The sequence below is a fragment of the Paenibacillus sp. 2TAB23 genome (assembly GCF_052115165.1).
Taxonomy (GTDB): domain Bacteria; phylum Bacillota; class Bacilli; order Paenibacillales; family Paenibacillaceae; genus Pristimantibacillus.
In genome coordinates this window covers 29,208-46,048 of the sequence record NZ_JBFRGD010000030.1, presented here as the reverse complement: position 1 = coordinate 46,048, position 16,841 = coordinate 29,208, and the positions used below count along the sequence as shown (strand labels likewise).

10 protein-coding genes and 1 pseudogene are annotated in these 16,841 nt (G+C 47.6%); 9 read left to right on the top strand and 2 right to left on the bottom strand.

The window, feature by feature from the left end:
- Positions 1-46 precede the first annotated feature (46 nt).
- Positions 47-2,413, top strand: coding sequence for an EAL domain-containing protein (locus tag AB4Z29_RS28810; RefSeq protein ID WP_441946397.1), 2,367 nt, complete (start codon positions 47-49; stop codon positions 2,411-2,413).
- Between the two features lie 120 nt (positions 2,414-2,533).
- On the opposite strand, the pseudogene AB4Z29_RS28805 reads toward AB4Z29_RS28810, so the two are convergent.
- Both AB4Z29_RS28805 and AB4Z29_RS28800 read right to left on the bottom strand, forming a co-directional pair.
- A pseudogene (locus AB4Z29_RS28805) lies at positions 2,534-3,858 on the bottom strand (IS3 family transposase).
- 205 nt (positions 3,859-4,063) lie between these two features.
- A complete protein-coding gene (locus tag AB4Z29_RS28800) occupies positions 4,064-4,708 on the bottom strand; it encodes a GntR family transcriptional regulator (RefSeq protein WP_441946396.1) in 645 nt (214 codons plus the stop codon).
- A 339-nt stretch (positions 4,709-5,047) separates the two neighbouring features.
- Between AB4Z29_RS28800 and AB4Z29_RS28795 the strand changes: the two genes are divergently transcribed.
- The 8 genes from AB4Z29_RS28795 (at position 5,048) to AB4Z29_RS28760 (ending at position 16,816) form a co-directional block, all read left to right on the top strand.
- Positions 5,048-5,872: a transporter substrate-binding domain-containing protein gene (locus AB4Z29_RS28795; RefSeq protein WP_441946395.1), complete on the top strand. Its 825-nt coding sequence runs from the start codon at positions 5,048-5,050 to the stop codon at positions 5,870-5,872.
- A gap of 22 nt (positions 5,873-5,894) precedes the next feature.
- On the top strand, positions 5,895-6,545 hold the full coding sequence (locus AB4Z29_RS28790) for an amino acid ABC transporter permease (protein WP_441946394.1): 651 nt from the start codon (positions 5,895-5,897) through the stop codon (positions 6,543-6,545).
- Entirely contained in the window at positions 6,545-7,267 is a 723-nt protein-coding gene (locus AB4Z29_RS28785) for an amino acid ABC transporter ATP-binding protein (protein WP_441946393.1), read from the top strand. The genes AB4Z29_RS28790 and AB4Z29_RS28785 overlap by 1 nt, the downstream gene beginning before the upstream one ends.
- A gap of 104 nt (positions 7,268-7,371) precedes the next feature.
- Positions 7,372-8,583 (top strand): ornithine--oxo-acid transaminase, encoded by a 1,212-nt coding sequence (locus AB4Z29_RS28780; RefSeq protein WP_441946392.1) that lies wholly within the window; start codon positions 7,372-7,374, stop codon positions 8,581-8,583.
- Between the two features lie 92 nt (positions 8,584-8,675).
- Positions 8,676-9,578, top strand: a complete 903-nt coding sequence (gene rocF, locus AB4Z29_RS28775; protein ID WP_441946391.1) for an arginase — start codon at positions 8,676-8,678, stop codon at positions 9,576-9,578.
- Positions 9,579-9,605: 27 nt separating this feature from the next.
- Entirely contained in the window at positions 9,606-10,520 is a 915-nt protein-coding gene (locus AB4Z29_RS28770) for a proline dehydrogenase family protein (protein ID WP_441946390.1), read from the top strand.
- A gap of 13 nt (positions 10,521-10,533) precedes the next feature.
- A complete protein-coding gene (gene pruA, locus AB4Z29_RS28765) occupies positions 10,534-12,099 on the top strand; it encodes an L-glutamate gamma-semialdehyde dehydrogenase (protein WP_441946389.1) in 1,566 nt (521 codons plus the stop codon).
- 325 nt (positions 12,100-12,424) lie between these two features.
- On the top strand, positions 12,425-16,816 hold the full coding sequence (locus AB4Z29_RS28760; protein WP_441946388.1) for a M20/M25/M40 family metallo-hydrolase: 4,392 nt from the start codon (positions 12,425-12,427) through the stop codon (positions 16,814-16,816).
- Positions 16,817-16,841 lie beyond the last annotated feature (25 nt).

Genomic DNA, 16,841 nt, shown 5'->3' with positions numbered 1-16,841 from the left:
AGCATCTGATAAGTGCTATTCATACAAAGCGAGGTGGCAACATGATATGAGCGACTATCAACCTATACTGCTTTTGCTGTTATTTATCGTGCCTGTCATCTATTTAATTGACACTTCACTTGTAATCATTAGACGCAATGCTAAACATATGGAGAATCGGCTTGCTTCGCTAACTACGGCTTCGCTTGCGGTTATGATTTTTTTTCAATATGTGCTGCAGCTGCTTCCTGAGGCGTATACGCTGAATCTTGCGGCATATATCATCTATCCGGTTTCCATTGCTGCTGCTGGCTGTGGTCTGCTGTTTCATCTAGCTGCCGCGAAAGCCTACCACCGAATATCGCATGCAAATCGTATCCTCATTTCTGCTGTGCCTCTTGTATTATATATGGTTATGATCGTGGTAAAAGGAAAGGGATTTTTCTTTCTAGGCGTGAAATCCGAGGAGCTGTGGAAGCAGGCTTTGTTTGCTCCAGCCATGTATATCATATTCGGATTGATGGTTTTAATCTCTATTTTGAATATTGTCATTTGCCTAACTGCAAGGACTCGAGCGGCAAGCATCGTCGAGCGCCAGAGATGGATTGTGCTTTTTAAGGCGAATTTGTATTATCAACTGGCGACCATTCTGGTTTCGGTAACGGTCGTCTCGCTTGCTCCTTATTTCTATATTCCCGATTCAGTTGTGTTTTTATCTACGATCATCTGGTGCATATCGCTGCGAATTTATATGAAATATGATATATTGCCGTCTGCCAAAAAGAAGTATGAGCTGCTCTATCAATTTTCACCTACCGCGATTATGATGCTCGACAAACATATGATCATTAAGGAAGCGAACCCCGGTGCACTGTCGGTGCTAGGCTATAAGAGAGAAAATGAAGTGCAGAATCTCTCTTTAGCTACGTTTATTGATGGGAGCGAGAGGGCAAGCCTTGTAGAGGAATATCAGGCATTACTGCCCAAAGGGGCGTGGCGCAACCGTGAGATTACCATCGTAGACCGGACAGGGATGCAACGGGTCATTCTGATGGATACCGAATTGATGGCTGAAGGCGAACAGCTATTCGTGCTTGCCGTTATTCGGGATATTACGCAGCAGAAAGAAGAGGCATCCCTCGCTCATTTCATGGCGCATCACGACATGCTGACCAAGCTCCCGAACCGCTATCACTTCAATAGAGAGCTCGAGGCTTCTTTGGAAGCAGTGAAAACCTCCAGGGCTTTGCTGGGCGTCATGCTCGTTGATTTGGACCGCTTTAAGCTCATTAACGATACACTGGGCCACCAATACGGGGATGAAGCATTAAATGAAGTTGCGAAGCGGCTGCACAACAGCGTAGATAAACGGCATCTGCTCGCCCGACTCGGCGGCGACGAGTTTATTATATTAATCCGGGGAGCGGACGAATACGACGAAATCGTGTCGCTGGCCGAGAATATCCATCAAGTGTTCCAGCTGCCCATTTCGCTTCAAGGCCAAGACTTTTATTTGGGCGGGAGCATCGGAATCAGCGTCCATCCATTTGACGATGACAGCTCTGACGGCCTCATTAAACGAGCGGATATTGCGATGTATAACGCGAAGCATAGCGGAGGCAATCAGTATCGCTTGTACACAAACGAAATGATCGCGCTCGTACAGCGGGATGTCAGGCTGGAGAAGCATCTGCGCAAGGCGCTTAAGCGCAAGGAGTTCGTATTGTACTACCAGCCTCAGGTTGAACTGGAGACGGGGAAGCTGATCGGGGCGGAGGCGCTTATTCGCTGGCATTCTGCTGAGCTTGGCATCGTGCATCCTGGAGAATTCATTACGCTTGCGGAACAGACCGGATTAATTAACGAGATCGGCCAATGGGTCATCGCGGAGGCATGCCAGCAAGGAAGACTATGGCAAGAGCAGGGCTGGGATGATTTCATGCTGTCGGTCAATGTCTCCTCCCGGCAATTCATGCAGCCCGATTTCGTCAACAAGGTACAGGATATCTTGCGCTCAAGCAGGCTGGTGCCCGATCGCTTATGCTTGGAAATAACGGAGAGCATGGTCGTCAACAACCTGAACGTAGCGAGAAAAATGCTGGATGAGCTCGTTGCGCTAGGAATTCATATTGCCATAGACGATTTCGGTACAGGTTATTCTTCACTGAGCGTAATTAGGCAGCTGCCCATAGCTATTATTAAGATCGATCGGTCTTTTATTACCGATATGGATGCCTATCAGGGAGGATTGTCAATCGTGAAGACGATCGTGTCCATGGGACATGATCTTCAGAAGCAGGTCGTTGCCGAGGGGGTCGAAACAAAGGAACAGCGGGATCGCCTTAGACAGCTGGGCTGCGATAAGGCGCAAGGTTTCTTCTATCACAAGCCGCTTCCATTAGCCGAATTCAACAAATTGATTGCGGCGAAGTAGCGTTTCATAGGGAGAGATGCTGCCGAGGAAAAGTATTCCATTATAATTAAAAAAGAACCTTCAACACGCGAATTGAACTGTGACCCGGATTGTAGACGATTAAAACAAAGAGCCCTAGGCTCAGCTAGCAAGTAGGTGACCTCTGAATTCATCGGGGGTCATCTTTTTTAATGTCCACTGGTATCTTTCTGAGTTGTAAAAGCTGATGTACTCCCTGACTCGAACCCGTACTTCCTCAATCGTTTGGCAATCGATAAAATCAACCTCGTCTTTCATATGACCGAAGAATGACTCCATAGGGGCATTGTCCCAGCAGTTGCCTCTGCGCGACATCGATTGTTTAAAACCTGCCTCAGCTATAAAGTGACGAGTTTTAGGATGTGTATAATGCATCCCTTGATCGGAGTGTATAATGGCCTCCGGATGGATATTTCCATCTAAGCGTTCTAAAAGGCGTTGTAGTGTTCGCTCAACAATAGGTAGTTCAAGTGTGGCTGCCACGCAGTCGGCAAGGATCTGTCTGGTGGCTCCGTCCTTCACACAGGAAAGGTATGCCCATTGACCGCCTCCATAGCGTAAATAAGTGATGTCTGTGAGAAATACTTTCTCGGGCTCACCTTGATTAAACTGGCGCTCTAGCAGGTTAGGGCAAGTCTGGTGCTCGTGAGTTGCCTTGGCCATCTTCCGGTATGGGTTAGCCTGCCGTATGACTGCGACAAGGCCTGCTTTGCGCATGAGACGTCGAATTTTCTTGTGATTCATAATGACATAGCTTATTTGCTCAAGGCGCATTTTTATGACCAGCGCTCCGGCTTTGCCGTTTAGCGCCTCAAAGTGGTGTCTGATCAGAACAATGTCCTCTTCGTCAGTTGCTGCCCGAACTTGGCGTTGATCCTCGGTCGCAAGCCATTTGTAGTAACCGCTCGGGCTCACATCCACAAGCTCACACAGATAACGCGTCATGCGTTTTAGGTCATAGGCCCGAATGGTACGGTTGATGATCTCAAAGCGCTCAGCGGCCGTTAGCGCTTTATCTTCTGCCGCTCGAGCGCCTCGACCTTTTTTAGCAAGTCCACCTGCGCCTCAAGCAGTTTGATCTTGGCCTGAGCTCGCTTTAATTCTTCTTCCACCGACAACTCACCAGCCGGCTTTCGTCCTGTACTGTTCTTACCGCGTCGTTCAGTAGCCAATCCTTCTTCGCCGTACAGATCGTTTATTTCGCGCCAACGCTTTAAGCTTTTTTTCGGCTTTTGATGTCCGATGACATCGAGGTCAAAGCCTGCACGAATAAAGATCTCGGAAGGCAATTGCCCCGCCCTGTAGGCTTTAAGAGCCTCCAATTTAAACGCAGACGTGTACGTGATGGCTGACTCCGACGCTCTTAGTACGTTAGGGTTCGCCTCCAAATTTTTTATCTGCTCCTCCGTAAATACGATTCGTTTCAGCTTTCCCATGACCTCACTCCTCACTCCTCATTCCCATTATCTCGATTAAAACACAAATGACCCATAAGAGGGTCACTTTTTTCAAAGTGTCCTTCTTATGGGTCACAGTTCAGAATAAGCGAAGTTGAAGGTTTTTTTGCATTCTTCTATTGCGTGCAAAGCGGGAGCTGCAAGTTTCGAGAACGGCCTTTGGGACAGTCATATGTTATAACATTTCCGTATCAATAATACGCCAGTGATGCTTCAATGTGGATTCCAAGGCCTCTTTGTCATTTGATCGGAACAGCTCTAAAATTTTGCGATGCTCCGCATTTACTTCCTGGAGAACGTCAGCAAGCTTCTGTTTGTCTTCACTTGCGTAAGATTGGCGAATGAAGCTGTTTTTCAAAGAGTTTAGCGTTTCGATTAGCACGGGATTATCGCATTTCTTTATGTAAATGTCATGGAAGTTGTATTGGTCCATATAATAATCTAAGAAATGCTGCCGGCTAATATCCAGGTCGATCTTATCGACGATACTCTCCATCGCTCTCATATCCGAATCACTCAGCTGCTCGATGCACAACGTAGCTGCAAGCGCATCCAATACGCCGATAATACGAGAGAAATCTAGCTTTTTCTTGGGATCAAAGGCTTTGACGGTAAAGCCCCGTCTTGGCAAATAGTCCAGAAGATTGTCGGAGGATAGCTGGAACAAAGCCTCGCGCGTTGGCGTACGGCTAATATCCAGCTTTTTGCAAATCTCCGCTTCATTTACTTTTTGATTGGGGAGCAGTGTGCCATCTTGTATTTTTTGTGCAATATATTCGTAAACATGGTCCTTTAAGGATTGATATTTAGGCGCTTGCATGCGGAGACCTCTTTTCTACCTTTAACGGGTAAAGGTAATTACATTTGTGATTTATATGGTGATGTCGCAATTAAATAGTCATGTAAAGTCCGGCATCCGTTGTTTTTACTATTTTAACACCTGATCATAACGTTATACAAGCAAATGTACGCTACTATACATGTTAGGAAATATGACCTTAAAATGAAACGAACAGCATGTTTATAAAAAAACATTGTACATAGCAAATACCGATGTTATAATTACTGACATCAGTTATGTATATTGTATACAGATTTAACTCCGAGCTTGTTCGGGGGATTTCAAACTAAACGAGATATAGAAATGGGAGAGATGGAAATGAAGAAAAAGTTATCGCTGCTACTTATTACGGTTATGGTTGTCCTGACGGCATGTGGTCAAAACAAAGACGCAAACTCACCTTCGGCTACGGCTAATAATGCTGCAAGTGAACCGCCGGCCGCGGAGAAAACGACTCTTATTCTAGGCACAAGCGCAGATTATGCCCCATTTGAATTCCACAAAACGATTGACGGCAAGGATACGATTGTTGGCTTTGATATTGAAATTGCAAAAGAAATCGCGAAGGATATGAATGCAGAGCTTGAAATCCAGGATATGGATTTTGACGGTTTGCTGCTAGCGCTGGATACAGGCAAGGTTGATATGGTTATTTCCGGTTTGACGCCAACCGAAGAACGCAAGAAAAACGTTGATTTTTCTGAGATCTATTATTTGACGGATCAAGGCGTACTGGTGAACAAAGATGCTGCAGAGCAATTTAAAACATTGGAAGATTTGAAGGGCAAGAAAATCGGTATCCAAAAAGGTTCCATTCAAGAGGGGATCGCTCAAGAAATCGCGGATGCCAAGCTAACGGCTCTCGGCAAAATTCCGGAGCTGGTCATGGAGCTTAAGAGCGGCCGGGTAGATGCAATCATTCTGGAGAAGCCGGTTGCGGACCAATACGCGGTTGCCCAAACAGACATTGCGGTTTCTGAAGTGAAAATCGAGCAGCCTGAAGAAGAAGCTGGCGTATCGATCGCTGTTAAGAAAGGTGAGCAAGAGCTGCTTAACAAAATCGATGAAACTATCGCTCGTTTGAAATCAAGCGGCGCCATTGACCAGTTTGTCGTTGAAGCTAATGAGCTGGTTGGAGAATAAAGAACGGACGGAGTAGTTGGATATGGATTTAGACTTTAGCTTTGTGGCTGAATATTGGCCAACATTTTTGAGAGGGGCTTGGGTCACGCTGGAGTTGTCATTCTTCGGCGTGGCATTAGGCACGTTGCTTGGCGTATTGTTTGCCTTGATGCGAATCTCTCGGTGGTGGCCGGTCAAGTTCCTCGCTTCAGCTTATATTGAGATCATACGCGGGACTCCGATGCTCGTGCAAATTTTTATTATCCATTATGGTTTAACGGGGTTTGGAATTAATCTGCCGCCTTTTATTTCGGGCGTTGTCGCTTTGACCATCAACAGCTCGGCTTACATGGCCGAAGTATTTCGTGCAGGGATTGAAGCAATTGACAAGGGGCAGACAGAGGCCGCCCGGTCCTTGGGTCTCAGCCGGGGAATGACGCTGCGATATATTGTTTTGCCGCAGGCCTTTCGCAACATGCTCCCCGCAATCGGGAATGAATTCATTATTATTATTAAGGATTCCTCGCTTATTTCGGTTATCGGAATAGCAGAGTTGATGTATAACGCCCGCACGGTTCAAAGCATTACCTTCTCGCCGATGGAACCGCTGCTGGTCGCTTGCGCATTATACTTTGTAATGACGTTTACGTTATCCAGGCTGCTTGCCGTATTGGAGAGGAAGTTGAGAAGCTAATGATTGTCGTTAACGGGTTGCGTAAATCCTACGGTAAACTTGAAATATTAAAGGGAATAGATACGGAGATCCGCAAAGGCGAGGTCGTCGTCATCATTGGTCCCAGCGGCTCGGGCAAGAGTACGTTTCTTCGCTGCTTGAATCGCTTGGAGCAGCCGACTTCCGGTGAAATTCGGCTTAATAATAGCTTGATCACTAATAAGCAATCCGAGCTTAATCAAATCCGTCAGGAAATGGGCATGGTGTTCCAGCATTTCAATCTATTTCCGCATATGAGCGTTCTAGAGAATTTGACGCTTGCTCCGCGTAAGCTGAAGAAGCTGTCCAAAGAAAAGGCAAATGCAAGAGCGATGGAGCTTCTGCGTGTTGTCGGGCTGGAGGATAAACATGATTCGTACCCGGATCGGCTGTCCGGCGGGCAGAAGCAGAGAGTAGCCATTGCAAGGGCGCTTGCGATGGAACCAAGCGTGATGCTTTTTGATGAACCGACATCGGCGTTGGACCCAGAGATGGTTGGAGAAGTGCTTGAAGTCATGAAAAAGCTTGCACAAAACGGAATGACCATGGTCATTGTTACGCATGAGATGGGCTTTGCGCGTGAGGTTGGCGATCGGCTGCTGTTTATGGACGGGGGCTGTATAGTCGAAGAAGGAATACCTCTGCATGTCTTTCAGAATCCGCAGCATTCGCGTACGAAGGACTTTTTGTCCAAAGTATTGTAGGCGTAGATATGGAAATAACATTCCTGGTGGATAAGAACCAATCCAGGTTTTTTTACACCAGTATTTGAATATTGTATACAGATTTAATGGGAGTGAACCTTCAAATGACAATTTTAAAAACGACTTCGTCAGTGATGGAGCAGTCGGACCGATACGGCGCTCATAATTATCATCCGCTCCCTATTGTCATTTCAGAGGCAGAGGGCGTTTGGGTGAAGGATCCGGAAGGGAATCGGTATATGGATATGCTCAGTGCCTACAGCGCACTGAACCACGGGCATAGGCATCCGAAAATTATAGCCGCGCTTAAGCAGCAAGCGGATAAAGTGACCTTAACCTCGCGCGCCTTCCATAATGATGCCTTGGCGCAATTTTATGAAAAGCTCGTCGCGTACACGGGTAAAACAAAAATTTTGGCAATGAACACCGGAGCCGAGGCGGTTGAGACAGCTCTGAAAGCCGTTCGTCGCTGGGCTTACCGGCAAAAGGGCGTACCGCAGGATCAAGCGGAAATCATTGTATGCACAGGCAATTTCCATGGAAGGACGATAACGGTCACTTCGTTTTCATCTTCTGAAGAATACAAGAAGGATTTTGGTCCGTTTACGCCTGGCTTCAAGCTTGTGCCCTATGGCGATCTCGCGTCGCTTGAACGAGCGATTACGCCGAATACGGCAGCCTTTCTGATTGAACCTATTCAAGGCGAGGCAGGCATCATCATTCCTCCCGAGGGTTATCTTGCAGGTGCCTATGAGCTGTGCAAGCGAAACAATGTGCTGTTTGTTGCGGATGAAATTCAGACGGGCTTTGGACGCACCGGCAAACGATTCGCATGCGACTGGGAATCGGTGGAGCCAGATGTTTATATCATGGGCAAGGCTTTAGGCGGAGGGGTTATGCCGATCTCGGCCATCGCTGCCCATGAGGATATATTGGGCGTATTCGAACCAGGTTCACACGGTTCGACGTTTGGAGGAAATCCGCTGGCATGCGCGGTTTCGGTCGCAGCACTTGAGGTGATGGAGGAAGAGGCATTAGCGGACCGCTCCAATGAGCTAGGGCAATATTTTGCAACTAAGCTTGCCGCAAGTCGCCACCCTGCCATCAAAGAGGTTCGGGGCAAAGGGTTGTTTATCGGGCTGGAGCTGCATACAGAGGCAAGGCCGTATTGCGAGAAGCTTATGGCGGAAGGGCTGCTTTGCAAGGAGACGCATGAAACGACGATTCGTTTCGCGCCGCCGCTAACGGTTACAAAGGAAGAAATCAATTGGGCGCTGGAACGAATTGAAAAAGTGTTCCAAGTGGATGAGCAATAGGATAATTTTGGTTGAAACAGCGCAGAGAAAGGATGTTCATCATGGCAGCTCCATTAAAGAGGACGGTTAACATGGCAGAGGGAGAGGGTTCTATGATAAACAAAAAAGTAAGACTCATCAGCGTGCCTTTCTGGATGGGTGGAAGCCGTGCGGGAACAGAGCTTGGGCCCGAAAGTATTATTCAATCAGGGCTGGCCCGCCAAATAAGAAGCATGGGCTTCGATTTGGTTGGCAATAGCGAGGTCAACTGCCCTAGACATGGCGCGCTTGAGCCTAAGCAGCCGAAAATGAAATATTTCCCCGAAGTTAAGGAAATGAGCGGTTTGGTGGGTGAACAAGTGTACCGAGCCGTATTGGCCGATTCTTTCCCGCTTATACTTGGAGGCGATCACAGCGTTGCGATAGGCTCGTTGGCAGGATTGACCGGCCATTACAATAATTTAGGAGTGATTTGGTTTGACGCGCATGGAGATTTGAACACGGAGGATACAACGCCTTCAGGCAACATGCACGGCATGCCTCTTGCCATTGCGATGGGGCTCTCCAAGTTCAAATTAAGCGACATTCCTGGGGCGGGCCCGCTTATCAAGAAAGAAAATGTGGTGATTATCGGTGCCCGCGACCTCGATCCTTACGAGAAAGAGTTTATTCGGAACGAAGGGATAGCTTGCTTCTCCATGCATGATATTGATCGTTTGGGAATGAAGGCAGTGATGGAGAAAGCGATTGAAATCGTAAGCAAAGGCACGGATGGCGTACATGTAAGCTTCGATATGGACTGTCTCGATCCGACGGAAGCAGCGGGCGTCGGGACGCCTGTTCCAGGAGGAATAAGCTACCGTGAAGCGCATCTTGCGCTGGAGCTGTTAGCTGAAACAGGAAGAGTTACCTCGATGGATATCGTAGAGGTAAATCCGCTGCTCGACGTGGGGATGCGCACCTCGCGGCTTGCTGTGGAAATGGCGACCTCTCTGCTTGGGAAACGAATCATATAGGCAAGTGACGGAGGTTAAAGGCATACGATGGAAAAAGTAATGAGAAGTTTCTTTCTGACGTTGGGGAAAAGCAGGAGGGTCGGGAGCCTTGCTCGCAAGTACGGACTTAAGCTGGGCGCAAGCCGATTTGTGGCAGGTGTTGAAATCAACAGTTCGATTGATGCGGTGAAAAAGCTTAACAAGCAGGGCAAGATGGCAACGCTGGATCACTTGGGAGAATTTGTAAGCGGCAAGGAGGAGGCCGAGCTTTCGGCAGATATGTGCATGCGTACGCTTGAATCCATTGCGGCTTCGGGGGTGAATGCCAACCTGTCGTTAAAGCTTACCAGCTTGGGGTTGGATCTTGGCAGCGAGCTGTGCGAGAGTCAAATGCGGCGCATTTTGGAGCTTGCGGAACAGACTGACAATTTCGTGCGCATCGATATGGAGGACTATTCACATTGCCAGCCTGCCTTGGATCTCTATCGAAAGCTGCGAGCATCGAGTGACCGCGTGGGGATCGTGATTCAAGCCTATTTGTATCGATCGGAACAGGACGTGCAAGAGCTGGGCTTAACGAATGCGAACTTAAGGCTAGTAAAAGGCGCATATAAGGAGCCGAAGGAGGTTGCTTTTCCGCTAAAAACGGAAGTCGACCAATCCTATATGCGCCTAATCGAGCAGCATTTGCTTAGCGGAAGCTACACGGCGATCGCGACGCATGACAGGGACGTTATTCAACAGGCGAAATCGTTCATTCGCGACCAAGGAATACCGATGAGCCAGTTTGAATTTCAAATGCTTTACGGCATTTGCGAGGAGCTTCAGGATGAGCTCGTGCGGGATGGCTACCGCGTAAGGATATACGTTCCTTATGGGGAGGATTGGTTTGGCTATTTCATGCGAAGGCTCGCTGAGCGGCCGGACAATGTATGGTTTGTTCTAAAAAATATGTGGAAATAGAGGGGATTTTACGATGAAAGATCGAATGGAAACACCTTTTGCCAACGAGCCGATGACCAGCTTTGCTTCGGAGGACAATCATGCCGCATTTGTAGACGCTCTCGCTTTAGTCAGGTCAGAGCTAGGCAAGGAATATCCGCTTCACATAGCGGGGCTTGCCGTACATACCTCGGATCAGCTTATTTCGATCAATCCAGCCAAAACGGATGAAATCGTGGGAAAAGTATCGAAAGCAAGCCGTAAACTGGCGGAACAGGCGATGAATGCTGCGCTTACGGCGTTTGAAAGCTGGAAAAACACATCGGTTTGGGAGCGGGCTTCCTGCTTGATGAAGGCTGCGGCACTCATGCGCGAACGCAAGCATTATTTCTCCGCGTGGCTCGTGATTGAGTCGGGTAAAAACTGGACGGAAGCGGATGCCGACACGGCCGAAGCCATTGATTTCATGGATTATTATGCTCGCGAGATGGTGAAGCTTGCCGAAACCAATGAGCATAAGCCGCTCGTCAAGCTGCCTGGCGAGGACAACCGTTTGAGCTACATCCCATTAGGCGTAGGCATTGTGATTCCGCCGTGGAACTTCCCGCTTGCCATCTGCGCAGGCATGGCGTCGGCTTCTATCGTTGCGGGCAATACGATTATTCTTAAGCCGGCATCAACGACGCCTATTATCGCTTACAAATTCTATGAGCTAATGGTAGAGTCGGGAATGCCTGCTGACGTTATGCAATACTTGCCTGGCAGCGGCGCGGAGATCGGGGATTATTTGACCAGCCATCCCAAAACGAGATTCGTAAGCTTCACGGGTTCGAAGGAAATAGGTCTTCGCATTAATAGACTTGCTGCCGAGCAGGCTCCCGGACAGATCTGGATGAAGCGCGTTGTCGCGGAGATGGGCGGCAAAGACGGCATCGTCGTGGACGAAACAGCGAATATCGATGCAGCCGCAGATGCTATTGTAGCCTCGGCGTTCGGTTTCCAGGGCCAGAAATGCTCGGCAGGCTCAAGGGCGATTGTGGTCGCCGATGTCTATGACGAATTGCTTGAAAAGGTAAAAGAGAGAACAAGCAGGCTGATGATGGGATCGCCGGAGGATAATGCAGCGGTTGGTCCGGTTATTGATCAAAGCTCTTTTGATAAAATTATGAAGGCCATTGAAATCGGAAAGAGCGAGGCGCGGCTATTGATAGGCGGCAATAAGGGACTGGAAGGCGGTTATTTTATTGAACCTACCGTATTTGCCGATGCTGGTCCAGATGATTACCTGATGCAGGAAGAAATTTTCGGCCCGGTGCTGGCGATTGCGAAAGCGGAAAGCTGGCAGGAGGCTATCTCTATGTATAACCACACGGAGTTTGGATTAACGGGTGCCTACTTCTCCTCAGACGAGGAGCGTATACAAATGGCTCTGCGAGACATGCATTGCGGAAATCTTTATATTAATCGCAAATGTACGGGAGCGCTCGTTGGTGTACATCCTTTCGGAGGGTTCAATATGTCAGGTACGGATTCTAAAGCAGGTGGGCATGACTATATGCTGTTATTCACGCAAGCTAAATTGACATCCAGAAGAGTGTGATAGGGAGTCTATTTACGTATTTTATAGATATATGTTAGTTTATATGACATTCAAATTGCGAATACGAGAGAAAATAATAGAATACTCAAAAATTTATTGTCCATATGAAATATCGGTGTTATACTATCTCACGTAAAGAAGTATATTGTGTTAAGTATATTGTATACAAATTTTGACGCTTTAAACCTATAGATAACAGCGCAGATGCAGTCAAAATTGATCATGGCTAAGCGGAAATGGAGTGATGAGTATAGAGTTGTCTAGTTGCTGTTTGACTTCTCTCTGCCAGATCGTCTGAATTGCTAGATAAAAAAGGAGGAAGACCATGTCTAAGAAATTTGTCTCGCAAAAGCTTCTCGCACTCTTGCTATCCTTATTGCTAGTGTTCTCCATCGTAGCGCCTGGTGCGGCCTTCGCGTTGGAGGATGTCGGCACGACTCTGATCGTAGAGGATACTGCGCCACCTGCGGCGGTAGAAGAGCCTCATGAAACCGAAGCCCCAGCGATAGCTGCTCTAGCCGAACCGGATAGTACGGTTGGCATTAGCGCATATGGGTATCTGGATTATTTGGCTAATACAATAGGTACGCGTGTTGCTGGCTCAGCCAAAGAGGTTGAAGCCGGAAACTACGTGAAAGCGGAATTCGAAAAGCTTGGCTATGGCGTAACGGTACAGCCGTTCGGCTATGGGAGTTCAGGCAAAACGTCTAACAATATTGTGGCAACGAAAATAGGTACATCTCCTAAAGTGCTAATCGTCGGAGCACATTACGATTCCGTTAGCGCAGGCAAAGGGGCAGACGATAATGCCTCTGGCGTAGCTGTTATGCTTGAGTCCGCTAAAGCGGTAGCGCAGTTGAATACGCCTTACACCGTTAAATTCATTGCATTTGGCGCTGAAGAGGCAGGCACGAGAGGTTCTCAATATTATGTTTCTCAGATGAGTAGCGAAGATAAGAAAAATACGGTGGCCATGATTAACCTAGATAGCTTAGCTGTCGGTGACTTCATGTACATCTATGGTAGCAAAGGCTCGAAAGGTTTTGTCCGCGAGCTAGGGTTGGACATCGCAGAGCGCCTTGAACTGGATCTGATTACGAATCCAGGTTTGAATCCTAAGTATCCGGCAGGTACGACAGGCGACTGGAGCGATCACGCTGCATTCTCAAAAGCAGGTATTCCGATTGCATACTTGGAAGCGACCAACTGGAATCTAAAAAACATGGATGGTTATACCCAGACTGAACAAGATGGGGAAATATGGCATACGACAAAAGATACACTTGCTTTCATTCAAACCAATTACCCAGGACGGCTTGAGCAGCATTTAACAACCTTTACGAAAGTGCTGACAGGCATCATCCTTGAAGTCGAGGAGCTTGCTCCGGAGAAGCTTCAACTAAGCACGGATAAAGCATCGATTACTGAAAAAAGAACAATCGACGTTCAATTCGAGCTTCCGGCAGGCGTAACTCTTGCGAATCTGCAATGGTCATACGGCGGGAAAGCTTTGACTGAGTGGAAGAAGTGGGGAACAAACGCGTATACAGGCGATCCGTTCATCTACTTGGAGGAGCCGGCCGTTCTCGACGGCACAACGGTTAAAGCCAAAATAACATTTGATTTGATTTACAACACAGTGAACTTGTCAGGTTCTGCACGCTCTAGATATCCGGCTATGATGGGTACGCGTGACTTTGCGGTACTTGACCAGAATGGCCGAACGATCGCAACCGCACCAATTAAGCTTAATGCGTATGACAGCTACCATACTTATGATGAAATCAAACCTGCCATTGATGAAATCACAGAAGAAATCAAGGAAGAGACTGGCCGGTATGTAGAGACGCAAGTTCTTGGCAAATCGGTTCAAGGACGCGATATCTATTTTACTATTCTGGCAAAAGACAAAGCGTCGGTAGACAAATATTTGAATGAAACAATGCCTGCCATGATGAACGATCCGAAGGGTCTGCAGGACAGGATCAAGAATGGATCCTTTAAGGATTATAAAGTGCCTGTATGGCTCAACAACATTCATCCGGATGAAGCGCCGGGCGTTGATGTTATTCTCAACTTCTTTAGAGAAATGGGCTTGAAAGATACGATTGAATACAATACGAATGAGGACAGCGCTAACCCTACCCCAGTTACGCTAAACGTAAATGATGCGCTTGAAAATGCGATTTTCTTGTTGAATTTCACGGAGAATCCGGATGGCCGCTATTTGAATACACGTGCCAATGCCAATTCTTTTGACTTGAACCGTGACAATTCGTATCAAACGCAGCCAGAGACTCAAATCGTAACGAAAGAAATTGCAAAATGGTCACCGCTATCCTTCTTGGATATGCATGGTTTCGTAGGCAGCTTCCTAATTGAGCCTTGTACGCCTCCGCATGATCCGAATTTCGAGTACGATCTCTTAATCGGCAGCATGCTCGAGCAAGCGAACGCAATGGGGAAAGCGGGCATTGCGAATACCAAATATTCTAGCTATGAAATTCCTTATGAATCTCACCAAAACGACAGCGGTCCGAATAAATCAGGCTGGGATGATGCTTCTCCTGCTTACACGGCCGTCTATGCGATGCACCACGGTGCGCTTGGGCATACACTGGAAATTCCAGAGCTGAATGAGGATTCAACAACGGCACTTTTCTATGCGAGCGTAGCAGCAACCAAGTATGTAACGGACAACAAAGAAAAACTGTTCTTGAATCAGCTGGAAGTATACAAACGCGGTGTAGATAACATTGACAGCCGTGCAGTCGATCAGTATTTGACTAATGCTGCTGACCAAGTTATTGGCAGACCACGCGGCGAGGAAATCAATTTCTTCCCTGACTACTATGTGCTTCCAGTAGCTAGCGGTTTGCAAAAGAATCGTCTTGCAACTTATGAAATGGTACAATATTTGCTCAGCAACGGAGTAAAGGTTGAGCAGACAACGAGAGAGGTAACAATCGGCTCCAATACGTATCCCGTTGGCAGCTATGTTGTGAATATGAAGCAGGCGAAGAGAGGTTACGCCAATCTGGTCCTATATGACGGATTTGATGTATCGGATTTCTCGGAAATGTATGCAGAAATCGTTCAAAGCTTTGCCGACATGAGAGGTTTTGATAAGTATGTAATTCGTCAAGCGGGCGCATTCAGCGGCAAAACATCTTCGGTCACAGGCGTAGTCATTCCGGCGACGACTGTACCAGGTGACTCCGCTCATTATGTCATTCGCAATACGAACAACGACGCAATTAAAGCGGTAAACGAATTGCTATCCGCGAACAAGTCAGTCACGATGCTGAGTCATAGCGCCGAGGGCTATGAGCTTGGGGATTTCCTCGTCTCAAAATCGAATCTGCTGCTTGTATCTCAAAAATATTTGCTTGATGTCGTTCCTTTTGATAAAGAAGAAAGCAGAGAAGGCAAGCTGTTAAAGCTCACCAGTGTTTCTGCGAGCGGCGTTCCGGCATTTGTTCTTAAGGATCTAGGTTTCCCGATTGCCGCAGATATGGCGGCGAGCGACGTTCTAATAAATACAACCGGTGCTGCCAGCACAAATCTAATCGGTACGGGTAAACCGTATGTTGGATTCGGTAGAGCTGCCATGAACACAATGAAGGGTTCTGCGCTACTGCCGGGCTTTAACTTCGCAACGACGGGCAGCTCGCATGAAGGTCTATTTAAGACGGTACTGGATCAAGGCAATGTCATTACGGCAGCCTATGATAAAAAAGAATTCATGTATACAGCTACAGGCTCATACATGACGGCAATTCCGGGCAATGCCAAAGTGCTTGCAACGGCAAGTACGGATGCTGACTTCTTTAAAGCAGGCTGGTGGCCTAACCATGATCAAGCCAAAGGAAAAACAATTGGTTTCACCTACAATGAAGGCAGCATTAATGTAACGTTATTCGCTAACGATTTGCTTAATAGAGCACATCCGAAAAAGCAGTTCAGAATCGTAGCAAACGCAATATTCGCGGCGGCTCCTGCTGCTTCGCCGGACCAAGTGGATGACGGACCAGTCGTAACTCCGACGCCGACTGACGGACCAGTCGTAACACCGTCTCCAACTGCAGACCCTGGCACAGGCGGGCCTGGACCAGTCGTAACACCAACCCCTACACCAACGCCGACTCCGGTCGTAGTTCCTATATTTAAGGATCTAGGCAAGGTTGAGGCATGGGCAGGAGAGGCGATTGAAGAGTTGGCAGGCAAAGGCATTATTTCCGGCCTAAGCAGTACAACGTTCGCACCGCTGAAAGAAGTAACGCGGGCAGAATTTTTAACGATGCTCGTTCGTGCTTTTCAATTGGCGGATGAGACGGCTTCTGTAACCTTTAGCGATGTGAATGCCTCGGACTGGTATTATGCCTCAGTAGCAGCTGCTGTCAAAGCAGGACTTGCGCAAGGAGTAGGGGACGGTAAATTTGACCCTAACAGGCCGATTACTCGCGAGGAAATGGCCATTATGGCTGCGAATGCTTTGAAAATAGTAAATAAGGAAGCGACGGTTAGCGATATCGACGGCGCGTTGGACAAATTCGCTGATAAAGACCTTATGGCCTTGTACGCCAAAGAAGCAATCGCGCTTCTGACGCAGCAAGGCGTAATCAACGGCATGACAGATGGCACTTATGCTCCTAAAGGCATTGCTAACCGTGCGCAGGCAGCCGTTATTATTAGCAAGTTATTGAAACAAAATTAATCCATAGCCATTTTAAATAAAGGGA